Raw genomic sequence first — 24,736 nt, 5'->3', positions numbered from 1 at the left:
GGGCCACCGCCTCAAACAAAGCCGGGCCACCGCCTCAAACAAAAGGTGATCCCGAACGGGTGCGGGGCTTCGCGGGCCGGCTCGACGTCATTGTCGAGCGGGCCCGCCAAACAACCGCACGGTGTCATCTGGGACCGGCGTGCCCTGTTCGCAATGGGTGGGTAGCGGCGGCTACCGCTTCTCGATCTCCAGGAAGTCGCGCTCGGCGGGGCCGGTGTAGACCTGGCGCGGCCGGGCGATCTTGGTGGCGGGATCGTGGATCATCTCGCGGTAGTGCGCGATCCAGCCGGGCAGCCGGCCAATCGCGAACAGCACCGTGAACATCTTGGTCGGGAAGCCCATCGCCCGGTAGATCAGGCCGGTGTAGAAGTCCACGTTCGGGTACAGCTTGCGGCTGATGAAGTAGTCGTCGTGCAGGGCCACTTCCTCCAGCTGGGTGGCCAGCTCGAGCAGGTGGTCGTTCGGCGCCAGCTTGGTGAGCAGCTGGTCGGCGGTGGCCTTAACGATGCGGGCGCGCGGGTCGTAGTTCTTGTAGACCCGGTGGCCGAAGCCCATCAGCTTGACGCCGGGCTCCTTGTTCTTCACCCGGTTAACGTAGGCGTTGACGTCGCCGCCCTGGTCCCTGATGTCCTCGAGCATGTCGAGCACCGCCGCGTTGGCGCCGCCGTGCAGCGGGCCGAACAGGGCCATGATGCCGGCCGAGATACTCGCGAACAGGTTCGCCTCGCTCGAGCCGACGACGCGCACCGTGGAGGTGGAGCAGTTCTGCTCGTGGTCGGCGTGCAGGGTGAACAGCATGTCCAGGGCCTTGGCGACCTCTGGGTCGATCTCGTACGGCTCGGCGGGCAGGCCGAAGCAGAGCCGCAGGAAGTTCTCGACGTAGTTCAGCGAGTTGTCCGGGTACAGCAGCGGCTGTCCGACCGACTTCTTGTACGCGTAGGCGGCAAGCGTGGGCACCTTGGCGAGCAGGCGGATGGTGGACAGGTGCACGTTCGGCTCGTCGAACGGGTTCAGGTTATCCTGATAAAAGGTCGACAGCGCGGAAACGGCGCTGGACAGAACGGGCATCGGGTGCGCGTCGCGCGGGAAGCCGTCGAAGAACCGTTTGAGGTCCTCGTCGAGCAGGGTGTGCCTGGTGATCTGCTGGGTGAATTCCCGCAGCTGCGTGTCCGTGGGCAGCTCTCCGTGGATCAGCAGGTAGCTGACCTCGAGGAAGGACGACTTCTCTGCCAGTTGCTCGATCGGGTAGCCGCGGTAGCGAAGGATGCCCGCGTCTCCGTCGATGTAGGTGATCTCCGAGGAGCACGCGGCCGTGTTGACGAACCCCGGGTCAAGGGTGACCATCCCGGTGGTCGCCAGGAGCTTCGTCACCTCGATTCCCGCGGAACCCTCGGTGGCGGACTTGACCGGCAGGTCGAGTTCGCTGCCTTCGCCGTAATGCAGCGCTACTTTTCCATTGCCGGACGATGCTTCGGGCATTCGCGTCCCTTTCACGCTCTTCGCACGGGACGAGCGCATGATCGATTGGCCGGGATCGCCGACCGCGGCACCGCCCCGTTGGGGTCCAGAAGTCTTATACCCGTACGCTAGTCCGCCTTATGCCCAGGTGAAACCAAGAAAAGATGGGACAACCGTCACAGTTGCCGCCAGCGGGCCCCCGAGGCCGAGCCTGGCGGGGCCAATGTCAAAAATCGCGATTCTTTCGGCCCCGCCGTACTCGACAAGAGCCCCGGCGATCACTCGCGAGGTAACCGGCCGCTGGCGTTGCCCCGCGCCCCATGCCTGGCGCCGTCGGCGAACATCGGCTCCGGGCCGCGAAGATCATTTCGAAAATTGCCTTGTCATTACCGGGGTTATAACCCCGGTAATGACACGGGCAACGGCTTAACGATCTTGTCAGGTGCCGAGGGGGTGCCAGATGGTCTTCGTTTCCAGGGTGGCGAACATGCGCTCGAGGCCTGGTTCCGTGGTCCAGTCGGCGGCGGGGAAGCGGACGACGCGCTTGAGTGTGCCCGCGGCGGCGACGGCGAGGTCGTCGGCGAGGGCGCCTGGGGCGCCGGCCAGGTCGATGGCGTTCACGTCCTGGTGGGCTGCCAGCCACGGGGCGATCTCCGCGACTTCGCCGGTGAGCACGTTCACCACGCCGGCCGGCAGCTCCGCAGCCGCGAGCGCCTCGGCGAGCGCCACGGCGAGCAGCGGATGGCGCTCGCTGGCGACCAGGACAGCCGTGTTGCCGCTGACGATGGCCGGCGCGAGCACGCTGACGAGGCCGAGCAGGGCGCTGTCCTGCGGGGCGAGGACGGCGGTGACACCGACGGGATCCGGCAGCGACACGGTGCCAAAGGGGCCGGCCACCGGGTTGACCGTGCCGCGCACCTGGGTGATCTTGTCCGCCCAGCCGGCGTACCAGGTCCAGCGGTCCACCGCCGCGTCCACCTCGGCGTAGGCCGCGTCAGCGGAGCCTCCCGTCGCCCGCCGTACCTGGCCGGCGAACTGGGCGCGATGCTCCTCCATCACCTCGGCGACCCGGTAAAGCGCCTGTCCCCTGTCGTATCCGGACATGCCGGACCAGGCGGGGAACGCGCCGCGCGCCGCCACCACCGCGTCCCTCGCGTCCCTGCCCGCCGCCAGCGCGGCCCTGGCGAGGAAGGCGCCGTCCGCCCCGTGCACGTCGAAGGTCCGGCCGCTCGCCGCCCGCGGGAACGCGCCGCCGATGAAGAGCCGGTGGGTGGTGCGCGGTGCGGCGCGGACGCGGCTCGGCGCGCGCGGCGGCGCATCCGGCACCGTGCCCTCCCGGGGGACGACTCCCGGACCCCCGAAGGCGGGAGTGCCTGCCGTGCTAGTAGACATCGACCGCCCCGAGGCCAGGGATGTCCAGGTAGGCCTCGAGGCCGTGCCTGCCGCCCTCCCGGCCGAGGCCAGACTCCTGATAGCCGCCGAACGGGACCGCCGGGTCGAGCCTGCCGAATGAGTTCGCCCAGACCACGCCGGCCCGCAGCCGCGCGGCGAGCCACGCGTTCAGCGCGCCCTGCCGCGTCCAGACCCCGGCGGAAAGGCCGTAGCGCGTGCCGTTCGTCCGCTCCACCGCCTCCTCGGGGGTGACGAACGAGGACACGGTGAGCACCGGCCAGGACAGTTCCTCCCTGGCGATGCGCTGCTCCTCGCCGACGCCGCTGAACATCGTCGGCGGGAACCAGAATCCGCGGTCCGGCTGCGTGCACGGCGCCGACCAGCGCACCGCGCCCTCCGCATCGGCGGAGCTGGCGAGCTCGCTGAGCTTATCGAGGTGGCTCGCGGAGTTGACCGCGCCGATGTCGGTGCTCTCGTCGAGCGGGTCACCGGAGCGCAGCAGCGACATCCGCAGCTTGATCGCGGCCATCAGCTCGTCGAGCACCGCCTCCTGCACGAACACCCGCGAGCTCGAGCAGCACGCGTGGCCCTGGCGGATGAACACGCCCTCCACGATGCCGCGGGCCGCCGCGTCGACGTCCGCGTCGGCGCAGACGATGTTCGCGGCGGTGCCGCCGAGTTCCAGGGTGAGCCGCTTGCCCCACAGCGCGGCCGACTTCGCGATCTCCTTGCCGACCTCGGGCGATCCGGTGAACGCCACCTTGTCGATACCCGGGTGGCCGGCCACGAGCTGCCCGGCGAGACCGTCGCCGGTCACGATGTTGACTACACCGGGCGGCAGCCCGGCGTCGGCGCAGATCTCCGCGAACGCGAGCGCGGTCAGCGGCGTGCTCTCCGCCGGCTTGAGCACCACGGTGTTCCCGCAGGCCAGGGCCGGGGCGATCTTCCACGCCAGCATGAGCAGCGGAGAGCTCCAGCCGATCACCTGGCCGACCACGCCAAGCGGCCGCGCCGGCCCGCCGGCGGCCGCGCCGAACCCCGCGTAGGCCAGCTTGTCCGCCCAGCCCGCGTGATAGAAGAAGTGCGCGATCGCCAGCGGCAGGTCCACGTCCCTCGTCTGCCTGATCGGCTTGCCGCTGTCGAGCGACTCGAGCAGCGCGAGTTCTGGTGCCCGGTCGCGGAGCAGCCGCGCGATCCGCAGCAGGTACCTGGCCCGTTCCCTGCCCGGCATGATGGACCAGACCCGCTCGTAGGCCTGCCTGGCCGCGGCGACCGCCCGGTCCACGTCTTCCGTGGTCCCGTGGGTCACCTCGGCGAGGACTTCCTCGGTGGCCGGGGAAATCGTCTTGAATACCGAAGAGCCCCGCACGAACGAGCCGCCGATGAAAAGCCCGTACGAGCCGCGCAGCGTCAGCTGCGGGCTTACTCCGGAAACCGGGCCGAACTCAGACCGCATACTCAAACCCTCAGTCCACCGTCAGGCAGCCGGGCAGTCCCGGTCCAAGGCAGACGGAAGATGATGTCTTCCACAGCGACGACCCCCGTACCCCGGCCGCGCGCCTCCCGCAAAGGCGTTGATATCCGACGCGCATGACTAGCGTGACCGGAAGCGTAGCAGCGCCCGCGCCACCGCAGCAGGCACTCTCGACCAAGTCCACGCTGAGCAGCATCGATCACGGCCCATTGGGCGCCGCGACCACCGCCGCCCCCCGTCCCGCCCGGGCACCGTCGGCACTCCTGTGGCGTGAGAGGCGCGATGTGCATCCGCCTATTGTCGCGCACCGCCCCGGTCCCCGGCCCGCCGGGCGGGCGAACCGGCGGCCGTCTCAGCCGCTGACGGCCTTCTCCACAGCGCGTCCGAACGCGAGCACCTGTTCCTCGGTGGCCCCGATCACCTGCATGGACACGATCAGGCCGTCCGGCGCGGGCACCGGCAGCGACAGCGCGGGCAGCCCGGCAAGGTTGACGGGGGCAGTCAGCGCGGTCAGCGGGTAGCTGTGCCCGCCGAGCAGCGGCGGCGGCCCGAGCAGCGTCGGCAGGACGAGCACGGGGAAGTCGGCGAGCAGCGCGTCGAACGCCTCGTGCACCGCGGTCTTGCAGCGGTCCGCCTCCGCGCGGTCGGTCCGGGTCAGCCGGGCGCCGCGCTCGAGGTTGCGCTGCACGTGCGGGCTGAGCTGCCGCAGGTACGGCATCAGGTAGGCGTTGCAGCGGAATCCCTCGGCGTCGGTGATCACCCCGGTGGCGGCGAGCGCCGCGCCCGCGTCGAAGCCGGGCACGGCCGTCACCGCGACACCGGCCGCCGCCAGGGCGCGGTCGACGGCGGTGTCCACCGCCGGGTCAGGTCCGCCGCCGAGCGGCGGCGTGCCGATCCGTCCGGCGATGAGCCCCCCCGGCGCGTCCGGCACACGGAACCCCGGCTCGAGCAGCCGCATGCCGAGCTCGAGCGCGGCCACATCCGGGCCGATCGGTCCCACCGTGTCGAGCGACGGCCCGAGCGGGTAGACGCCCTTCACAGAGACCCTGCCGTAGCCGGTCTTCAGGCCGGCCACGCCGCAGCAGGCCGCGGGAATCCTGACCCCGCCGGTGGTGTCGGTGCCGAGCGCCACGTTGGCCTCGCCGAGCGCGACCGCCACCGCGGAACCGCTCGACGAACCGCCTGCCAGCCGCCTCGGGTCGCGCGGGTTGACCGGCGTGCCCGACCAGTGGTTGATGCCGTTCGCCGACCAGCACAGCTCGGTGAGCCCGGTCTTGCCGACGATCCTGGCGCCGCCCGCGCGAGCGGAGGCGACGACCATCGCGTCGGCGTTGGCGGGTTCTGCCATCTCCGCGACCACGGGGCAGCCCGCCGTCGTCGGCAGCCCCGCCACATCGATACAGTCCTTGACCGCGAGCCTAGGGCCGACGCCGTTGTCTTCCGCACCGGCGGCGATGCGGATCACCCAGGTACCCATCTCCCCATGATCGCCCCGTTACCTGAAAATCAGATAAGCAAAGATCCAAGCGCACCCCCCAAATACGCAGATATGCGGGTATCCGCCGCCATTGTTTTCCGCTACCCCGAACGAGTGCGCGGCTCCGCCTGCTCCCGCCCCACCGGTGCCATGACGCGCGGCCAGGGTCAGCCCGCACACGTTCTGGCGGATGATCGGTTTCACCGCCGCGGCTAAGCTTGCGGGCATGCGCCTGGCCAGGGTTTCCGCGGTTGTCGACGTCTGCTGCGTGCTGATCTTCGTGGTCATCGGGCGCGCCAGCCACACGCAGGGCGAGACCATCGCCGGGATCGCGTCGACCTCCTGGCCGTTCCTGTGCGGGCTCGGGGCCGGCTGGGCCGCGTCGCGCGCCTGGCGGCGACCGCTCGCCATCCGGCCGAGCGGCCTCGCGGTCTGGCTGTGCACCGTGGCGCTCGGCATGATCTTGCGCGTCGTTTCCGGTCAGGGCACAGCCGCCGCGTTCATCGTGGTGGCGCTCGCCTTTCTCGGCCTTTTCCTGCTCGGCTGGCGCCTGCTCGCCCGCGTCGCCACGCATTAACGCCACGACGCGGGCCGAGAGGTCAGGTCTTCCTAATTCGCCGAGTTGGTGGGCAGCTCAGCCCAGTACTGGTTGGCGTCTCCCTGGTTGTTCTGGGTCAGCCCCCCCGACGAGTTCCCGGTCATGTACAGGTGACTGTGATCATTCGTGAACTGGAAATCCGGACCTTCGCTGCCGAAATTCCATTCGTCGACGGTGACATCGGTGCATTTACCGCTGCCCGCGGCTGTCGGGCCGGTGAGCCAGACGCCGGAACCAGGCGTCGCGCCGGTCACGATCATGCAGAAGTCGCTGTGCATGTTGACGATCTGACCGTAGGTGTTCTGGATCCACAGGGCGGAGTGGTTGATGTCGGTGCGCGAGGCATCGGGACAGGTCGTCAGGTAAAGCTGGTCAAGGGTGCCGTTCTGCACGGCGCACTTTTGCAGGCCCACGTTGAACAGCAGGAAGTGTCTGGTGACGACGGCGTTGGCGGGTTGACCGTCAGGCGGAGGCGAAGACCGGGGACGGGAGGCGGCCGGCGGTGCCCGCGGGGTTTCCCGCATCGAAGCCGTCGGTGACGCTGGCGATCTCGGCGAGCTCGTAGCTGCTGAGTACCTCGATGGACAGCTCGTGCAGGCGGCGGGTCTTGGCCGCGCAGCAGTCGGCGAGCAGTGTGACGGCGAAGTCGCGCATAAAGGCCGAGCGGGCGGTGGTCTCCACGCAGATGTTCGTGACCACGCCGCAGATCATCAGGGCGTTGACGCCAAGGCCGCGCAGCAGCGGCTCGAGCGACGTCCACTGGAAGGCGTCGAAGCGGACCTTGTCCACCACGAGGTCATCGGGGGCGCAGCCGAGCTCGTCGCAGACCTCGGCGTCCCAGGTACCGACGGCGAGGCCGGACACGCCGGCCAGCTCGGGGCTGTTCCCGATCAGGGCGGCGCCCTCGTCGGGGCGGCCGGGCCGGTACACGTGCCTGGTGAAGATCACGGGAACCCCGGCGCGGCGCGCCTGGCCGACCGCGACCGCGGCGTTGCGAACGGCGTCCATCGCGCCCTCGCAGCCGCGTCCGATCCTCTCGAACGAGCCGTCCGGGTGGCAGAAACCGTTCTGCATGTCAACCACGAGCAGTGCGTACAGGTCGCTGGCCATCGGGGTACTCCTTCGTCAGTGCCTCGACTCAACCTAACATCCAGTTTCCGGCCGGCGTATCGTGCCGGGAATGGGGAAACGTTCCGTGATCGCGGATATACGCGACGCGTTCGGCAGTGAGCTCGACACCGGGCAGCAGTCGGCGCTCATCAGCTGGCTGGCCTTCACGGGGACCTTCGCCGGGGTGCGGGGGATTACCCACGCCATCAGGGCCGGCAACGGTCCGTTCAAGAACCTGAGCGTCGGCGGCGAGCACCTGCACCATTACATGTGGGGCATCGGCCTGCTCGCCGGCGTCGGCGCGGTCGCCGTCCGCGGCGACGAGAAGCTGCGCCGTCACCCGGTCACCGGGATCGCCTACGGCTCGGGGCTCGCGCTCATCGTCGATGAGTTCGCGCTGCTCCTCGACCTCAAGGACGTCTACTGGGCCAGGGAAGGCCGGGTGTCGGTCGATGTCGGGGTCACCGCGAGCTCGGTGGTGGGCAGCTACTTCGCGGCACTGCCCGTGCTCCGGGAGGTGGCGCGCAAGCGCGGACTGCCCCCGCCGGCCTCGCCGCCGCCGAAAATCCGGGCGGCGGCGAATAGCGCGGATCCCGCGGGCCAGGCGGCCGGGGAACCGGGCTCATCCTGACGTCCCAGGCTGGGCGGCCCACCGGGCCGCGACCGGGTGCAGGCGGCTCCACCGTACCCGGCGCCTGCGGCGCGGGCGCGGGGGGACGTAAAGGGGTCAGCTGTCCTGGGGGTCACTGGCGGAGGGGAGGGCGCGCAGGCCGGTGGTGCTGCCGGAGACGGGGAGGGCCCTGGGCGCGGGGCCGCCCAGTTGCCGACGCTCGCCTGGGCCTAGCGGGATCGCGCGGCGGGGGTCGCCGGTTCGCGGCCACGACTCCTCGTCCCGCTGCCAGGGCTCCGCGTCGGGCTGCCGGGACTCGGGCGCACGCGTCCCCCCGGGCGACGATGAGGCACCCGTTAGTGGATCGGGTTTGGGCTCGGGCTCGATCCTGGCCGTCGGCGCGGCCGTGGGGCCTGCCGGGGTGCCTGTGCCGTCGAGGGCCTCGTTGCCGTCGACGGTCCCGGTGCTTGACGGGGCTTCGGACTCCGGCTCGGGTGGGGGCGGCGGCGCGGCGCGGACGGCGGAGTCGAAGGCCCGGCGCAGCTTCGCCAGTTCGCCCTCCGGATCGGTGAACCAGGCGGTTGACCAGAGCCGGTGCACGCGCCAGCCGAGCCGCTCCAGGTGCTCCTTGCGCAGCCGGTCGCGGTCGCGTACGCCGCCCGAGTCCCGGTAGCCCGCGCCGTCGGCCTCGATGGCGAGGATCATCCGCGACGCGTCGTCGGGGTGCGACGCCGCGAAGTCGACACGGTACCCGCCGACGCCGTACTGCGGGACCACGGTGATGCCCAGGTCGCTGAGCCGCGCCGCCACGTCCGTCTGGAAGGCCACGTCGGCCCCCTGTCCGCCGGCACCGCCCTGCGGCTGGCCGTCCGCGTCCGCGTAGCCCGCCGCGGCGACCGGGACGCCGCCCGCGCGGGCGTACTCCAGATACTCGGCGAGCATCCGCGCGCCGGGCGCGCTGAGTCGTGACGGGTCGACGTCGTGGCTGGAGAAGGCGCTGACTACGGTGAGGCGCCGCCGCGCGCGGGTCGCGGCGACGTTGAGCCTGCGCTCGCCGCCGTCGCGCAGCAGCGGGCCCCACTGGTAGCGCATCCGCCCGTCGGGGTGCTTGCCGTAGCCGACGGAGATGATGATCGCGTCCCGCTCGTCGCCCTGCACGCGCTCCAGGTTCTTGACGAAGAACGGCTCGGGCACGTCCTCGGCGAAGAACGACTCGAGCTCCCGTGCCGCCGCGGACGTGAGCAGTCGCGCCGGGGACGCGGGGGCGGCGGTGGCCGCGGTCAGGGCGTCGCGCAGTGCGGTATCGATGCGTTCCGCGTGCTTGACGCCGAGCGCGATCACGCCGAGCGATTCTGCGGGGCGGGTCCTCGCGTGCTCGAGGATGAGCCGGACCACCTCGGTGACCTCGTCGGCGGTCCCGTCGCCGCCCTCCCCCACCACGACGTGCCGCAGCACGTCGTCGCGGGCCACGCCGGGGAACGTGGTCAGCGCCCCGCCGTAGATCCGCTCGTTGGAGAACGCCACCAGCCGTTCGTCCCTGCTGCGGTAGTGCCAGGTCAATGGGCAGGTCGGGAGCAGCGGCCGCAGCGCGTCGAGCACCGACTCGAAGCCGGCCCGCAGCGAGACAAGGCCCTCGTCTGGATCGTCGTCCTCGGGGTCACCGGGATCGATCTGGTGGAAGAAGCTGGTGGGCGGCAGCTGCCTGTCATCGCCCGCCACCACCACCTGGTGCGCCCTGATCATGGAGCCGATCGCGTCGGCGGGCACCACCTGGCTGGCCTCGTCGAAGATGACCACGTCGAACAGCCGGGCGAGCGGCAGCACCTGGCTGACCATCAGCGGTGACATCGCCCAGCACGGCTTGAGCCCGAACAGCACGTCACCGGCCTGGTCGAGGAGCCGACGCAGCGGCAGGTGCCCGCGGCGCAGCGCCGCCTGCTTGCGGATCACCCGGGCCTGCAGCGGATGCTGGTCAACCGTCTCGCGCAGCCTGCGAGCCCAGGCACCGCGCACCCGCGCCCTGTTGGCGCCGAGGTGCTCCGCATCGTAGCGGCGGAAGTCGTCGGCGAGCTCGTCGAGCGCGCCTCCCCCCTCGGCCGCGTAGTCGGGATCGGCGACGCGGATGTCATCGAGGATCGCCCGGTACCACGCCCAGTCGAACGCGGCCGCGACGAAGTCGGGTGCGCTGTCACCCGATGCCGTCATGGCACCGCCGCCGAAGCCGCCCGCGGTGGCCGGGTCCACCGCGGGCGACTGCTCGGCGACCAGCTGCTCGGAGGCCAGCGGGGCGACCTCGTCGAGCAGCGGGCCGAGTCCAAGGTCGGCGAACCGCCTGGCCAGCTTGTACAGCCGGGGCAGCCGCCACGGCGTCTCCTGGTCGGCGGCCAGGGCCGCGACGGCGGAGTCCGGATCAGAGTCGAGGCCGGACAACGGCGCGAGCCTGGCGAGCTCCGCGAGCTGGCGACCGCATTCGCGCCAGCTGAGCACGAGCGCCGGGTACTCCCGCGGCAGCCTTGGCTCGCTGTCCGGCCCCACTCCCGGCAGGGCCTGCCACTCCGCGCGGACCTGGCGGCGCAGCGCCCTACGGTCGAGGAAGCTGTGCTTGCCCTGCTCCGCATCGTGAGTGCGGGCGAAAATCTCGGTCAGCCGCGTCCGTTCGCGATGATTGGACAGCAGGTCCCTGGCGGGCAGGTCAAGCTCCTGGCAGGCGGCGGCGAGGCGGGTGATCGCCTCGGGGAGCGTCCTGGTGTTCAGCGTGACCGCGAGGTCGATCGCGGCACGGGCCTCCTCGCGGGTGCGCAGCGGCGCGCCGAACCAGGGGGTGGCGCCGGGGTGGGCCTCGAAGCCGCCGAGGCGAGTGAACTCGCGGAGCTCGTCGCGTAGCTGTTCGGCCAGCTCGGCAGTGATTCGGTCCGGCGCCGCCAGCCTGGTGGCGACCCGCGCCCTGTCCGGGACGCCGAGCAGCGCGGACTGGACCTGGTAGGCGGACAGCTGCCATGGCTCGTGCGGACGGTGCAGCGCCGCGGTGTGCCTGGCGAGGCGGCGCTGCCTGTCGGTCAGCCTGCGGTGCAGCGCGGAGGTGTCCGGGTCGGCCGCGCGGACCGCCTGGTCCAGGGTGACGCCGAGCCCGGCCGCGATCCGCTGCCTGTCCCTTGCCCCCTCGTGGATGTCGAGGACCAGATCGGCGAGGCCCGCGACGGACAGCCGGGAGAGCACCGCGTCGATCGCGGCGCGCTTCTCCGCCACGAAAAGCACCTTCCTGCCGCGGGCGACCATCGCGGCGATCAGGTTGGCGATTGTCTGCGACTTGCCGGTGCCCGGCGGCCCGTGGATGACCAGGCTCCGGCCGGCGAGGACGGCGTCAATCGCGGCGCGCTGCGAGGAGTCGGCGTCGAGGATGGAGTAGTCGGCCACCGGGTCGGTCATGCCGGCCAGGGTGGGTTCGGCCAGTTCGGCGTCCACCGCCGCGTCGGGGGCGACCGCCAGCTGCGCCTGCGGGTCGCCGGCGATCGCCGCGACCAGGTCGCTGTCCGCGAGCAGGTCGCCCGCCGCCTCCAGGTCGCGCACCATGGGCAGCTTGGCGTAGGTAAAGGTGCCGATGACCTTGCGCTTGTCGATGCGGAAGCCCGGGATCTCCGTGTCGCGGGCGGCCTTGGCCAGCTGGCCCGCGATCCTGTCGGGCGCAGGCCTGTCGATCACCGCGTCAAACACGGTGCCTAGCTTGTGCAGCAGGACGGGGTTGACTTCGGTGTCGTCATCGAGCGTGAGGTCGAAGTCGTCGTACCGCGCGCGGGTCGGCGCGATCGTCAGCGGGCGGAGCAGGACCGGTGCGGCCGGCTCGAGGAACAGCTCGTCCCAGCGCGCGAGGCCGGTGGCCAGGTAGCCGGCCTTGATGCCGCGTTCCTCCTGCAGTTCGCGCGCCTTGCGGTAGATCGCCTGCATGCGCCGGATGGCGTCGGCCCTGATGTCCGCGTCGGCGAAGAGCTTGGTGAGCCTGATGTGCCCGCTCTTCTCAAAGCGCTCGACGGCATCCGGGTCGGCGTCGGCCAGGTCAAGCGTCCCTGCCCTGCGGTCCTTGTAGTACAGCAGCGTGTTGCGGCCGCCCAGATCGGTCAGCGCGTCCGTCCACTGCCGTTGCGCGGCGGCGACCAGGGCAAGCCGTCTGGCCTCGCCTACATCAACGGGGCTTTCGTCGACGGGCTCGGTGAGCACCGGCTGGATCGGCTCTGGGCGCTGGCTCGGCTCGCTCACGCGCGGTCCTCCGCGGTCTTGCGCGCCGCGGCGCGCGCTCCTAGGGGAGTCCCAACTACCCGGCTTCCGACGGCGCAAACGGCGGCGGGAACGGCACTGTGCCCGGCGGTCCGCCGCCTTGGCATCGTGGTGACTTCGTGATCGTGGTCGGCATCCCGGTGAGCAGTGCCTTCCGGTAGCTTTACGGCATTCGTTGGCTTTTGTTTTTCTCTCGACCAAAGGAATTACTCAGCCAGATGCAGTCGCTTGAGAGCGGGATCGGCACGGCTCGGGTGGAGATCCCCCGGGCATCGCGCTTCGCCCGGCACAAGGTGAGCGCCGCGGTGCTCGCCGGGCTCCTTGTCATCGTCGGCCTGGCGACCGCGTGGAACCTCGAGGGCTGGCCCGGCCGGGTCGATGACGACGAGGGCACCTACGTCGCCCAGGCCTGGGCGATCGTCCATCAGCACACGATCACGCATTACAGCTACTGGTACGACCACCCGCCGCTCGGCTGGGTGCAGATCGCGCTGTTCGGCTGGCTGACCGACGGCTTCAACCGGGTGGCGGCCGCCGTCTTCGTCGGCCGCCAGTTCATGTGGTGCCTGACCCTGGCCGCCTGTGTGCTCCTCTACGTGCTGTGCCGTCGGCTCGGGATGCGCCGGACCACGAGCGCGATCACCGTCGTGCTGTTCGGGCTGAGCCCGCTCGGCCAGTTCTTCCACCGCCTCGTCTCGCTGGACAACATCGCGACCGTCTGGGTGCTCGCGGCGCTTGTCGCCGCCACGTCGCCGCGCCGCGGCTGGGGCCGCGCGTGCCTGGCCGGCGCCTGCGCGGCCATCGCGGTGCTGTCCAAGGAGACGGCGCTCTTCCTGCTGCCGGTGATCGCCTGGGTGCTCTGGCAGCACACCGGCGCGGACGGGGGCGGTGCTGTCGACGGGGCCGCGGTGGCGGCAGCGGGGCGGACGACCTCCGCGACGGGAGCAAGAGTCCAGGACGACGCTGACTTGGGCGCGGCCGTCCCTGGCACGGGCGCTTCCGGCACGGGCGGCCTTGGCACTGGCGACGCTGGCACGCCAGCCGAGGGCGGCGCGGAGGCGGCGCCGGTGTGGATGCCCGACTTCCGGGCCTTCGCTGGTCAGCATTCCGCTGAGATCGCACGACTTCGCGGGCTGCTGCGCAATCCTGGCACCCTGCTGCCCGGGCCCGCCACGCTGGGCAGGCTCCCCCGGCGCGTCAGGCACCTGCTCGTCTTCGCGGCGACCGGATGCGTGATCGTGGCGCTCTATCCCATCTACGCGCTGCAGCGCGGTCAGCTGCCGCTGATGTGGGACACGTTGTGGTGGCAGTTCTTCACCAGGCCAGGCAGCGGCAGCCTGCTCGACCCGAACAGCGGTACCTACGCCGTCGCCCGCGGCTGGGTAAGCAGTGACCCGTGGCTGCTCATCGCCGGCTTCGTCGCGGCCCTGGCGCTGCTGCTCTCCCGGCGGCTGCGCCCGTTCGCCGTCGCCCTGCTGCTGCAGATCCTGGTGCTTGTCAAGGGCGGCTACCTGCCGTTCTTCTACGTCACAGGGATGCTGCCGTTCGCGGCGCTGGCGATCGGCGGCGCGGCGGACACGCTGTGGGACGTGGCCGACCCTGACTGGCTGGCGCGGCGCCGCGGCTCGCTGCCCGCGTTCGCCCGGCGCTGGCGGGGTCCCTACCTCGGCCAGGGGATCGTCGCGGTGGTGGCGCTGCTGCTCGCGGCGATCGCCGTGCCGTCCTGGGTAAGTCAGCTGAATACGAACTCCACTGCCAACGGCGACGCCCCCTACCTGGCGGCGGCCAGCTGGGCGGAGAAGAACGTGGCCAAGGGCGACACGGTCGCCGTCGACGACTACCTGTGGGTCGACCTGAAGCGGCAGGGGCTGAACCCGCTGTGGATCTGGAAGATCGACCCCCAGACGGCACCAGACGGCTGGAAGTCCATCGACTACATCATCCTTCAGCCGCAGTCGCCAGGCACCCTCGCCGGCATGCCCGCCCTGCAGGGCGCCTACGCGCACTCGGTCCTCGTGAAGGACTTCGGCAACGGCCTCACCGTTCGCCGGGTGACCGGGGGCTAGCGGGTTCAGTTCGCCGGGGGCGGCCCGTCGTTGACGGGCCGCCTCTTTGTGTCTTAAAGTACTATGCGACTAAGACACTAGGAGTGTAGGTAGATGATTAGCTTCCGGGTTGACGGGCGATCGGGGGTGCCGCCGTACCTGCAGCTCGTCCAGCAGGTGCGCCAGGCGCTGCGGATGGGCCTGCTTGAGGTTGGCGACCAGCTCCCGACGGTGCGAGAGGTGGTGGCGGAGGTGGCAGTGAACCCGAACACGGTGCTCAAGGCGTATCGCGACCTGGAACGCGCGGGTCTCGTAGAGGCACGGGCCGGGCAGGGCACGTTCGTGCTGCGGCGGCCGGCCGGTCCCCCGCCAACGACCCACTCGCGGCTCGGCAGGTCCCTGGCCCGCTGGGTCTATGAGGCGCGAGAGGCCGGGCTCGACGACGAGTCGATGGAATCGCTGCTCCGTGTCACCCTGCAGGCGTCCGACCCCGCCGTCTCCGACCGGCACGGGGAGACCGCATGAGCGCGGCGATAAAGCCAGTGCCGGTCGAGTCGGCGGCGGTCGAGACGATGGCGATCGAGACCAGCGGGCTGACCAAGCGCTACCGGCGCGGCACGGCGCTGAGCGACTGCACGATCACCGTGCCCGAGGGACGAATCAGCGCGCTCGTCGGGCCGAACGGCGCGGGCAAGTCCACACTGCTGCGGCTGCTTACCGGGCTCGCCCGGCCGACCGGCGGGTCCGCGCACGTGCTCGGCGGCGTGCCACGGCAGGATCCCGCGTTCCTCGCGGACATCGGCTACCTGGCGCAGGACGTTCCGCTGTACCGGCGGCTGTCCGCCGATGACCATCTCCGGGCCGGGGCGCACCTGAACCGACGATGGGACGGCGCGTCCGCGCGGGTCAGGCTGCGCCAGCTCGACGTACCGCTCGACCGCGCGGTCGGCACGCTGTCCGGCGGTCAGCGGGCGCAGGTCGGCCTCGCGCTCGCGCTGGCGAAGCGGCCACGGCTGCTGCTACTTGACGAGCCGGTCGCGGCCCTCGACCCGCTGGCCCGCAGGCACTTCCTAGCCACGCTGACCTCCGCGCTCGCGGAGGCGGAGGGCAGGCTCACCATCGTGCTGTCCTCGCACCTGATCGTCGACCTTGAGCGGATCTGCGACCACCTCATCCTGCTCGCCGAGTCCCGCGTCCAGCTCTGCGGCGAGATCGACGAGCTTCTCGCCGAGCACACGGTGCTCGTCGGGCCGTCCAAGGACACGGGGCCGATCGAACGGGCGCACACCATCGTGCACGCCACCCGGACACCACGCCAGACGACGCTGGTCATCCGGCGCGGCGGCCCCGTCATCGACCCCGCCTACCAGGCCGAGGACATCAGCCTCGAGGACCTGGTGCTCGCCTACATGGGCGCCGCCGCACCGGCGGCCTACGCCCACCTTTCGACGGTTGGAGAAGAACAGTGAGCTGGCTCGTCTGGCGGCAGTATCGTGGATCGACCGCCATTACCGGCGTGCTGATCGGCTTGTTCGCGGTGCTGGTCGTGATCACCGGGCTGGCGATGGCCCGCCAGTTCCACGCCGACTTCGGCGCGTGCCTCGCCGCGAACACCTGCCGGTTCCCCAGCGACAACGCCTCGCTCGGCAGCGGCCTGATCGGGGCCGTCGTCGAGTTCAGCCTCGCGGTGCCCGCCCTCCTCGGCATGTTCTTCGGCGCACCCGCCGTCGCGCGCGAGGTCGAGACAGGCACCGCCCACTTCGCCTGGACCCAGGCTGTCACCAGGCGCCGCTGGCTGACCGTCAAGACCGGGTGGCTGCTGCTCGCCGCCGTCGCCTGGGGCGGCGCCGTCGGCGCGCTCGTCACCTGGTGGGCGGGGCCGCGGAACACCGTGGCATCAAACCAGTTCAGCCCCGGCACCTTCGACGTGCAGGGCATCATGCCCGCCGCCTACTCGCTGTTCGCGATGGCGCTCGGCATCGCGGCGGGCACGCTGATCCGCCGGGTGCTGCCCGCGCTCGGCGTCACCCTCGGCGTGTTCTTCGGGGTCCGGCTGATGATCATGGGCTGGGTCCGCCAGCACTACATGACGCCGGTCACCGACGTCTACAACATCAGCCAGGACATCATCTTGCCGCCCAAGGGCGCGGCCTGGATCCTCGGCCAGGGGGTCCGCGGTCCGAACGGGCCGCTGACCATGCCGGGCGGCCCGGTTCAGATCGTCGGCAACGGCTTTCCCGTCGCCGACGTCCCCGCCGCGTGCCACGCGTACCTGACGGACGGAGGATCCCACGTCAATAGGCAGCTCTTCCCCTGCCTCACCAGCCATGGCTACTCGCAGTACATCACCTATCAGCCCGCCGCCAGGTACTGGCCGTTCCAGTTCATCGAGTCCGGCATCTTCATTGCCCTCGCCGCGGTGCTGATCGCGGTGGCGTTCGCGGTCATCAACCGCCGCGACGCCTAACCCAGCCCGGCCCGGAGACGCCGGGGCGATGATTGCGGCAACCATACGCCTATGGCCGTATGGTTGCCGCACCCATACGGTGCGGCAACCATGCCATGCGGCTGCGTTAGGCGGTTGCGGCGCGGGCGGCGGCGGCTATCAGGTTGAAGGAGTGAAGGCGGTCGGCCGGGTCGTGGGTCTGGGTGATGAGCATCAGCTCGTCGACCTCGGTGGTCTTGATGAGTTCGGTCAGGCCCGCGAGCACCGTGTCTGGCGCGCCGATGTGCTGGGTGGACTGACGGTCCTCGATGAACGAGCGCTCCACGTCGGAGTACGGGTAGTCCGCTGCCTCCTGCGGGGTGGGCACCTTGCCCGGGCGCCCGGTACGCAGCTTGAGGAAGGACAGCGCGGAGGCGCCGGCCAGGAACTTCGCCTGCTCATCGGTGTCGGCGCAGATCGCGCCTGCGGCGATCATGCTGTACGGCTTGTCGAGCGCCGACGAGGGACGGAACGACTTGCGGTACAGGTCGAGGGCGGGCAGCGTGTTCTGCGGCATGAAGTGGTGCGCGAACGCGAACGGTATGCCGAGCGCGCCCGCCACCTGGGCGCTGTAGCCGCTCGAGCCGAGCAGCCACAGGTCGGGGCCGTCGCCCTCGCCGGGTATCGCGTGCACCTGCCGGTATGGGTGCTTTTCCGGCCACTGGCCGGTGAAGAAGCCGATCAGGTCGGTTAGCTGGCGCGGGAAGTCGTCCGGGCCGCCGTGCCGCAGTGCCTGCGCGGTCGCCTGATCCGTGCCGGGGGCGCGGCCGATGCCGAGGTCGATGCGGCCGGGGTGCAGCGCCTCGAGCATGCCGAACTGCTCCGCCACCACGAGCGAGGAGTGGTTCGGCAGCATCACGCCGCCCGAGCCGACCCTGATGGTGCTTGTCGCGTCGGCGATGTGGCCGATCAGCACCGGGGGCGAGGAACTGGCAACTCCAGGCATGCCATGGTGCTCGGCGACCCAGAACCTGGTGAAGCCGAGTTCCTCGGTCTTCTTCGCCAGGTCGATTGTGGCGCGCAGCGCGTCTCCGGCGGTCGATCCCTCGGGGACGGGGGCCAGGTCGAGCACGCCCAGCGGAACGCCGGCCAGGGTAAGGGGAGTAATAACGTCAGCCACGCCTTCGCACAACACCGCAGAAGGGCCACTTCTTCCACGGGGATGCAGGTTGCCGACTCAGGGGCGATAAGCCTTCATGAAGCGTTCGTTTCTGTGTAACGGCGTCGTGGCTGAATTCGAACACCGTATGGCGATCTTGGAAGACATGAGGATCGCGATCATTACGGAGTCGTTCCCGCCTGACGTTAACGGGGTCGCGCACTGCGTGGTACGCGTGGCGGAAAACCTCGTACGCAAGGGGCACCATCCCCTGGTCATCGCGCCGGAATCCAGCCGCGCCATGGCTGACGACGAGTTTCCGTACCCGGTGGAGCGCGTGCCTTCTGTTCCGCTGCCCGGCTACCCCACCTTCCGGCTCGGCCTGCCGACCCCGCGGACGCGCAAAGCGATCGTGCGCCACGGGACCGAGGTCGTTCACCTGGCGAGCCCGGTCGCGCTCGGCGCGTGGGGCGCACGCGTCGCGCGCGCCGAGCACCTGCCGATGATCGCCGTCTACCAGACCGACCTGCCGAGCTACGCGCGCGCCTATCACCTCGGCCGGGCGACAGAGGCGTTCGCCTGGCGCTGGCTGCGCGACATCCACAACACGGCGAGCCGCACCCTCGCCCCGTCCAGCATGACCGCGGCCGACCTCGACACGCACGGGCTCGAGCGGGTCTGGCTGTGGGGCCGCGGCGTCGACACCGAGCGGTTTCACCCGGCACGGCGCGACGATCGGCTGCGGGCCGAGATCGCACCAGGCGGCGAGGTGATCGTCGGCTACGTGGGACGGCTCGCGATCGAGAAGCGAGTCGACCTGCTCGCCGCCGTGGCCGCGCTGCCCGGGGTGAAGCTCGCGGTCACCGGCGGCGGCCCGATGGAGGAGGAGCTGCGGGCGGCGCTGCCATCGGCGGCCTTCCTCGGCATGCGCTACGGTGCCGACCTGGCGCGGATCTACGCCTCGCTGGACGTTTTCGTGCACACCGGGCCGTTCGACACGTTCGGTCAGACGATCCAGGAGGCGTCCGCGAGCGGCCTGCCCGTGGTCGCGCCTGCCTCCGGTGGTCCGCTTGACCTGGTGGACGACGGCGCGACCGGCTACCTGGTCTCCCCAGGCGAGCCCGGCGAGCTCGCCGCGGCGGTCGGCAGGCTCGCGGCCAGCCCCGCGCTGCGCGAGCGGTTCGGCGAGGCGGCGCGCCGGCGCGTGCTCAGCAGGACCTGGTCCGCGCTGACCGACGAGCTACTCGGCCACTACGCGGCCGTCACCGGCGCGGACGCCGTGCCCGCGCGGCTCGCCGCATGACCGCGATGAGCAGGCAACCCCCGTCCCCTTGGCAGGTAAAGGCATGACCCGAATCGTGACGCTCGGCGACTCGATCACCCTAGGCATGGGCGACCCGGCAGCGGGCGGCGGCTGGCGCGGCTGGGCCAGCCTCCTCGCCGCCGGCCTGCCGAAGCCGGAACTGCACAACCTGGCGACGAAGGGCGCGCAGGCCAAGCACGTCGAGCGCGACCAGTTGCCCACCGCGCTGCTGCTGCGGCCGCACGTCGCCAGCGTGGTCGTCGGCATCAACGACACGCTGCGGGCCGGGTTCGACCCGGTGCGCACCGGCCAGGCCACGGCGCGGACGGTGGCCGCGCTCACCGCGAGCGGAGCTACCGTGCTGACGATGCGGCTGCCCGATCCCGCGCAGATGTTTGGCCTGCCGCCGGGTCTCGCGCGGCCGCTTTCCCGGCGGATGCGGGCGGTCAACGCGGAGCTCGACAGGATCGCCGCCCATTACGGCACCCTGCACTGGGACGCGTCCACCGACCCGGAGACCTACGACAAGCGCAACTGGTCGGTGGACCGGCTGCACCCGAACGAGCGCGGGCACCGGCTGATGGCCTGCCGCTTCTGGGAACGGCTGGACGCCGCGGGCGCGCCGGTGACCGAGCGGCCAGGCGCCGAGCCGACGAGCCCGCCGCCGACCCGCAGGGACGACGTGCTGTGGATGGCGACCAAGGGAACCAAGTGGTTCCTGCGCCGCTCCATTGACCTCATCCCCTACATGCTGTTCATGGCCGCGCGTGAGGCTCTGATCCCGCCGCAGGAATGGCCGGTCACGGCGGCCGCCCGGCCAGTGCCGGTGACGGGAGAGGCGTCGGTACCGGGAGCGTCTCCGGACGCCGGAGAGGCCCCGGTGTCCAGAGAGGTGCCGGCCGCGGAGCCCGTCGCGGAATAGGCCCCCGCCTGGCATTTCCACAATGTGGGGGCGCTATTTCCATAATGTGAAGATCTGCCGGGTTCACGCGCAGGCGCGTAGCTTGCGCGCTGCGAGATGACCGTGAACGCGTGCATTGTCACGATTCTGCATCTACGCTTTGATGGCGATGAAAGCAGGGGCGGGGAGCCGTGATCTGATACCGGCGTTGCTGCGGGACCAGGTCTTCCGGCGGTACTGGGGTGCGTCGACGGTGTCGATGTTCGGCGACCAAGTCTCGTCGGTCGCCGTGCCCCTCACGGCCGTCCTGGTGCTGCACGCCGTGTCCTATCAAATGGGCGTGCTCACCGCGCTGGAATGGCTACCGAGCCTGCTGTTCGCGCTGCACGCCGGCGCGTGGGTGGACCGGCGCGGCAAGCGGCGCAGCGCGATGATCCTCGCGGACCTCGGCCGGGCGGTGGCGTTCGCGACCATTCCGCTGTGTTACAAGCTGCACGTGCTGACCTTCGCGCAGATGTGCATTGTGACGTTTGCGGCAGGTGCGCTCTCCGTGCTTTTCACGGTGTCCGACGGAACGCTTTTCATGTCCATCGTGCAGCCGGATAAGTACGTCGACGGCCAGTCGCTGCTTTACGGCAGCAGGGCACTGTCCCTGCTCGGCGGCCCCTCGGTCGGCGGACTGCTGGTTCAGGCGCTGACCGCGCCCGTCGCGGTGCTTGTGGACGCCCTGTCGTTCCTCGGTTCCGCCGCCCAGCTCGGCTCGATCCGGCCGGTCGAGCCGCCGGCCGACAAGCAAGACGGCGTGACGGCGGGCATGCGGTTCATCGCCGGGTCGCCGATCGTCCGCGCTTCGCTGACCGGCGTGGCGGTGGTCAACTTCTTCAACGTCATGTTCCAGGCCCTGTTCATGCTCTACGCGGTGCGCATGCTCGGGCTCACGCCCGGGCTGCTCGGCGGGGTGCTCGGCGCGGCCTCGGTCGGCGGAATTCTCGGCTCGGTGCTGTGCAAGCGGCTGACCTCGCGGCATGGCGCCGGGCTCGTCTACGTGGCGAGCTGCTTCGTGTTCACCCTGCCGCGCGCGCTCGTGCCGCTCGCGCCGCCCGGCCACCGGACGCTGATCCTCCTGATGCTGTTCACCTCCTGCTTCTGGAGCGGGTTCGGCGTCATGGTGCTCGACATCAGCAGCGCGGCCATCTTCGGCGTGCTGATTCCCGGCGTCCTGCGGTCCCGGGTGGCCGGCGCCTTCCAGGCGATCAACTACGGCACCCGGCCGGCCGGCGCGCTGCTCGGCGGCATGCTCGGCGAGATGCTCGGCGTGCGGCACACCCTGTGGATCGCGGTGATCGGCGGGGTCGCGGGCTCGCTGCTGCTGCTGCCGTCGCCGCTGTCCGGGTTCCGGATGCCGGCCTCGGAGACCTGAGGACCCGTTCGCAGTGCCTTTTGGCCGGCACTGCTTTTGGCCGACACTGCCTTTTGGCCGGCACTGCTTTCTGCTGGCACTGCTTTCGGCTGGCACTGCTTTCGGCTGGCACTGCTTTCGGCTGGCACTGCTTTCTGCTGGCACGCCCGGGCAGGCGCGTGGCCGTGGGCGAGGATGCCGCACCCGTTCGGGATGATGGGGTTATGCGAACGATTGCTCTCGAGGAGCATTTCTGGACCGATGAACTCGCGGCGGCCCCGGGGACGGGGGTGCTGGCCAGGGCCGGCGGGGCGCGGCTCGATGCCGAGCTGCGGGACGTGGGCGCCGCGCGGATCGCGGACATGGATGCCGCGGGGATCGACGTTCAGGTGCTGTCGCATGCCCAGCCCGCGGCGCAGGCCATGGCGGGCGAGGCGGGGATCGAGGCCGCGGTGCGCGCCAACGACCGGCTGGCCGCGGCGATCGCGGCGCACCCGGGGCGGCTCGCCGGGTTCGCGACGCTGCCGACCGCCTCGCCTGCCGCGGCGGCCGTCGAGCTGACCCGCTGCGTGGAGTCGCTCGGCTTCGCCGGCGGTCTGGTGCACAGCACGATCGGGCTGAACGGCGCATTCCTCGACGACCCGCGGTACGCGCCGCTGCTGTCGGCGTTCGAGGCGCTCGACGTGCCGCTGTACCTGCATCCCGCGCCGCCGCCCGCCGCGGTGCGCGCGGCGTACTTCGACGGGCTGCCCGCCCCGGCCGCCGGGGCGCTCGCGACCAACGCCTGGGGATGGCACGCCGAGGCGGGTCTTGCCACGCTGCGGCTCGCCGCCGCAGGGACGTTCGCCAGGCATCCGGGCCTGCGGGTGATCATCGGGCACGACGGGGAGATGATTCCCTTCATGCTGCACCGGGTCGACGACATGATGCCGCGGGCGGTGACCGGGCTCGACGAGGAGGTTTCCGACTACCTGCTGCGGCACCTGTGGGTGACGACGAGCGGGATGTTCAGCCTGCCGCCCGCGGCCTGCGCCCTGTCGGTGTTCGGAGTGGACCGGGTGCTGTTCAGCGTGGACTACCCGTTCGCCGCCAACTGGCAGGGGCGGCAGTTCCTCGACGCGCTGCCGCTCTCGCCGGCCGATAAGGCGAAGGTGGCCGGCGAGAACGCGGCGGCGCTGCTGCGCCTGGCGTAGACCAGGCACAGCGCACACGGCCAGAGAATGCGGCAGAGCGATTCCAGCAGAGCGGTTACGGCAGAGCGCTTACACCAGGTCGCGCAGCAGCCCCACCGGCGGTGAGCCGTGCCCGAGCATGGCGTCGTGCGCGGCGCGCTGGGACATGCCGCGCTCGCGCAGGTCGCTGGCCAGGTCGGCGACCTCGGTGTAGCCGACGTAATAGGTCGACAGCTGCGCCGAGGTGAGCTGCGCGCGCCGCCACTTGCCCGCCGCCTCGCCGTCCTCCTGGAAGCCGGGGCCGGTCATCAGCGCCATCGCCTCTGCTTCGGTCATCCCGTGCGCGTGCACCCGGGCGTCGAGGATCGCGTTGATGATCATGCGCAGCTGCATCTTGAGCTGCTGCATGCGGACCGCCCTCGGGTCGCCCTCGCCCGGGTACTCGTGGGCGGCCATCAGCTCCTCGGCGTAGACCGCCCAGCCCTCGACGAACGACCCGGACCACAGCGCCGCACGCAGCCGGGTCGCACCGCTGAACCGGCGCGAGTGCTGGAGCTGGAGATAGTGGCCTGGCATCGCCTCGTGCACCATCAGGTTGTGCACCATGTGCCTGTTGTACTCGCGGTAGAACGAGGCGACCCGCTGCGGCGTCCAGTCCTTCGGCGTCGGCGAGACCGCGATGAACGTCGCGCCAGGCACCGGCTCTAGCGGGCCGGGCGGGTCGCAGTACGCGACCGCGACGCCCCTGTCGATCTCCGGCATGTCGATGATCTCGACCGGATCGTCGTACAGCGTGACCAGGTCATGGGCGCGGACGAACGCGGTCTGCGCCTCGAGCGCCTGCGCGCAGAACGCCAGGATCGTCGCCTCGTCCGGCACGGCGGCGCCGAGCCTGCCGAGCACCTCGCGCGGGGTGCCGCCGAGCCGGCCGGCCGCCGCGGTGATCTCCTCGGTGACGCGCTCCAGGTCGGCCTCGGCGCGGGCAAGCACCGCTCCGGCGTCCGCGCTCGCGGACAGCGTGAGCGCCAGCTTGCGCGCGAATAGATCCGCGCCGATCCGCGGGTCGGCGAATCCGCCGCGGCCAGCGTGGTCATCACCCGCGAGCCTGGCCGACAGCCAGTCCTTGTGCTCGGCGAGCGCGTCGAGCGCGGCAGGCCGAACCCGCTCCACCGCGGCGACGGCCGCCGCGACCGCCGGGCTCGCGCCCGTGCCGTCCGTCGCCCGCCGCAGCGCCGCGTTCGCCTCCTCGGTCGCGAGCCCGATCGTCCCGCCGAACTGGGCGATCGCCGTCTCCAGGTGCACCTTCGGCATCTGGCGCAGTGACTCGCGCGCCGCCGCCAGCGCGCCGGGAATTGCGGCGAGGCGGCCCGCCAGCGAATTGAGGCGCTCGCCGAGCGGGGCGTAGTCCCTGGCGAGCAGCAGGTAGAGGGCCTGGCCCGGGTTGGCGAGCAGCGGGTTCCAGGTGTGCTCGCGCAGCTCGGTGATCTCGAAGATCCGCCGCTGCACGCCGTTGGCGAGCATCGCGGCGTCGACGCGCAGCTCCGGGTCGAGGCGGGCCTGATCGATGGCGGCAAGCCGGGCGGCGAACCCGTCGAGCTCGCGGCGCTCGTCGTCGAGCGCGGCGGCCCGGTGGTCGGCAAGCCGGTCGTCGAAGCGGTGGTCGCCGAGTTCTGTCGCGCGGTCGGGGTGGCGGCTGGCCAGGTGGTCGAGGTACTCCCCGGCGAGTTTGCGGAATTGCTGGCCGGCTTCCCCGGCCGGTTCCACTGGTCCGTCCGGGGCGTTTTCTGCGCTCACGTGTACTCCTCATGAGGGGACATGACCGATGGTGCGGGCCGCCACGCACACGTTCCGAATGCCCTGCCTGCCCCCGGATCACCATCCGTTTCCCGCGGATCTCGGCCAGGGCAAGGGCCGGGAGTGCGGGGAGCGGCGTGCGGAGCAGGG

At 71.0% G+C, this 24,736-nt stretch carries 19 protein-coding genes; 10 read left to right on the top strand and 9 right to left on the bottom strand.

Going from position 1 to position 24,736, the window contains the following annotated elements; translation table 11 throughout:
• Positions 1–171: 171 nt before the first annotated feature.
• From EAS64_RS21705 to EAS64_RS21690, 4 genes are all read right to left on the bottom strand, one after another.
• On the bottom strand, positions 172–1,479 hold the full coding sequence (locus EAS64_RS21705; RefSeq protein ID WP_145855477.1) for a citrate synthase: 1,308 nt from the start codon (positions 1,477–1,479) through the stop codon (positions 172–174).
• A gap of 417 nt (positions 1,480–1,896) precedes the next feature.
• Positions 1,897–2,784 (bottom strand): aldehyde dehydrogenase family protein, encoded by an 888-nt coding sequence (locus tag EAS64_RS21700; RefSeq protein ID WP_246115803.1) that lies wholly within the window; start codon positions 2,782–2,784, stop codon positions 1,897–1,899.
• A gap of 55 nt (positions 2,785–2,839) precedes the next feature.
• Positions 2,840–4,306 carry an aldehyde dehydrogenase family protein gene (locus EAS64_RS21695; protein ID WP_145855473.1) on the bottom strand — a complete coding sequence of 489 codons (1,467 nt, stop codon included), beginning with the start codon at positions 4,304–4,306 and terminating at the stop codon, positions 2,840–2,842.
• A 370-nt stretch (positions 4,307–4,676) separates the two neighbouring features.
• On the bottom strand, positions 4,677–5,801 hold the full coding sequence (locus EAS64_RS21690) for an amidase (protein WP_145855471.1): 1,125 nt from the start codon (positions 5,799–5,801) through the stop codon (positions 4,677–4,679).
• A gap of 190 nt (positions 5,802–5,991) precedes the next feature.
• Between EAS64_RS21690 and EAS64_RS21685 the strand changes: the two genes are divergently transcribed.
• Positions 5,992–6,378: a DUF3054 domain-containing protein gene (locus EAS64_RS21685; RefSeq protein WP_246115802.1), complete on the top strand. Its 387-nt coding sequence runs from the start codon at positions 5,992–5,994 to the stop codon at positions 6,376–6,378.
• 32 nt (positions 6,379–6,410) lie between these two features.
• On the opposite strand, the gene EAS64_RS21680 is transcribed toward EAS64_RS21685, so the two are convergent.
• The gene (locus EAS64_RS21680) at positions 6,411–6,812 is read right to left on the bottom strand and encodes a ricin-type beta-trefoil lectin domain protein (RefSeq protein WP_145855469.1); all 402 of its coding nucleotides are present in this window, start codon (positions 6,810–6,812) and stop codon (positions 6,411–6,413) included.
• A 49-nt stretch (positions 6,813–6,861) separates the two neighbouring features.
• The gene (locus EAS64_RS21675) at positions 6,862–7,509 is read right to left on the bottom strand and encodes a cysteine hydrolase family protein (protein WP_145855467.1); all 648 of its coding nucleotides are present in this window, start codon (positions 7,507–7,509) and stop codon (positions 6,862–6,864) included.
• Between the two features lie 70 nt (positions 7,510–7,579).
• Between EAS64_RS21675 and EAS64_RS21670 the strand changes: the two genes are divergently transcribed.
• The gene (locus tag EAS64_RS21670; protein ID WP_145855465.1) at positions 7,580–8,140 is read left to right on the top strand and encodes a hypothetical protein; all 561 of its coding nucleotides are present in this window, start codon (positions 7,580–7,582) and stop codon (positions 8,138–8,140) included.
• Positions 8,141–8,236: 96 nt separating this feature from the next.
• Here EAS64_RS21670 and EAS64_RS21665 read toward each other — a convergent pair whose 3' ends face one another.
• The gene (locus EAS64_RS21665; protein WP_145855463.1) at positions 8,237–12,370 is read right to left on the bottom strand and encodes a PDDEXK-like endonuclease domain-containing protein; all 4,134 of its coding nucleotides are present in this window, start codon (positions 12,368–12,370) and stop codon (positions 8,237–8,239) included.
• Positions 12,371–12,606: 236 nt separating this feature from the next.
• Between EAS64_RS21665 and EAS64_RS21660 the strand changes: the two genes are divergently transcribed.
• The 4 genes from EAS64_RS21660 (at position 12,607) to EAS64_RS21645 (ending at position 16,900) form a co-directional block, all read left to right on the top strand.
• A complete protein-coding gene (locus EAS64_RS21660; RefSeq protein WP_145855462.1) occupies positions 12,607–14,454 on the top strand; it encodes an ArnT family glycosyltransferase in 1,848 nt (615 codons plus the stop codon).
• 93 nt (positions 14,455–14,547) lie between these two features.
• On the top strand, positions 14,548–14,958 hold the full coding sequence (locus tag EAS64_RS21655) for a GntR family transcriptional regulator (RefSeq protein ID WP_145855460.1): 411 nt from the start codon (positions 14,548–14,550) through the stop codon (positions 14,956–14,958).
• Entirely contained in the window at positions 14,955–15,902 is a 948-nt protein-coding gene (locus EAS64_RS21650; protein WP_145855458.1) for an ABC transporter ATP-binding protein, read from the top strand. Before EAS64_RS21655 ends, EAS64_RS21650 begins: the two co-directional genes overlap by 4 nt.
• Positions 15,899–16,900, top strand: a complete 1,002-nt coding sequence (locus EAS64_RS21645; protein ID WP_145855456.1) for an ABC-2 membrane transporter-related protein — start codon at positions 15,899–15,901, stop codon at positions 16,898–16,900. The genes EAS64_RS21650 and EAS64_RS21645 overlap by 4 nt, the downstream gene beginning before the upstream one ends.
• Positions 16,901–17,006: 106 nt before the next feature.
• Here EAS64_RS21645 and EAS64_RS21640 read toward each other — a convergent pair whose 3' ends face one another.
• Entirely contained in the window at positions 17,007–18,038 is a 1,032-nt protein-coding gene (locus tag EAS64_RS21640; RefSeq protein ID WP_246115801.1) for an LLM class flavin-dependent oxidoreductase, read from the bottom strand.
• A gap of 145 nt (positions 18,039–18,183) precedes the next feature.
• On the opposite strand from EAS64_RS21640, the gene EAS64_RS21635 reads away from it, so the two are divergent.
• From EAS64_RS21635 to EAS64_RS21620, 4 genes are all read left to right on the top strand, one after another.
• Positions 18,184–19,320, top strand: coding sequence for a glycosyltransferase family 4 protein (locus EAS64_RS21635; protein ID WP_145855454.1), 1,137 nt, complete (start codon positions 18,184–18,186; stop codon positions 19,318–19,320).
• Between the two features lie 43 nt (positions 19,321–19,363).
• Positions 19,364–20,242, top strand: coding sequence for an SGNH/GDSL hydrolase family protein (locus EAS64_RS21630; RefSeq protein ID WP_145855452.1), 879 nt, complete (start codon positions 19,364–19,366; stop codon positions 20,240–20,242).
• A gap of 187 nt (positions 20,243–20,429) precedes the next feature.
• Positions 20,430–21,641, top strand: a complete 1,212-nt coding sequence (locus EAS64_RS21625) for an MFS transporter (protein ID WP_187366089.1) — start codon at positions 20,430–20,432, stop codon at positions 21,639–21,641.
• Positions 21,642–21,844: 203 nt separating this feature from the next.
• Positions 21,845–22,813 carry an amidohydrolase family protein gene (locus EAS64_RS21620; RefSeq protein ID WP_145855448.1) on the top strand — a complete coding sequence of 323 codons (969 nt, stop codon included), beginning with the start codon at positions 21,845–21,847 and terminating at the stop codon, positions 22,811–22,813.
• A gap of 69 nt (positions 22,814–22,882) precedes the next feature.
• On the opposite strand, the gene EAS64_RS21615 is transcribed toward EAS64_RS21620, so the two are convergent.
• A complete protein-coding gene (locus tag EAS64_RS21615; RefSeq protein WP_246115800.1) occupies positions 22,883–24,586 on the bottom strand; it encodes a DUF885 domain-containing protein in 1,704 nt (567 codons plus the stop codon).
• Between the last annotated feature and the right edge of the window lie 150 nt (positions 24,587–24,736).

This window comes from Trebonia kvetii (genome assembly GCF_007827045.1).
GTDB classification, from domain to species: Bacteria; Actinomycetota; Actinomycetes; order Streptosporangiales; family Streptosporangiaceae; genus Trebonia; species Trebonia kvetii.
The sequence above is the reverse complement of the archived record's forward strand: the minus strand, read 5'-3'. Positions and strand labels throughout refer to the sequence as shown.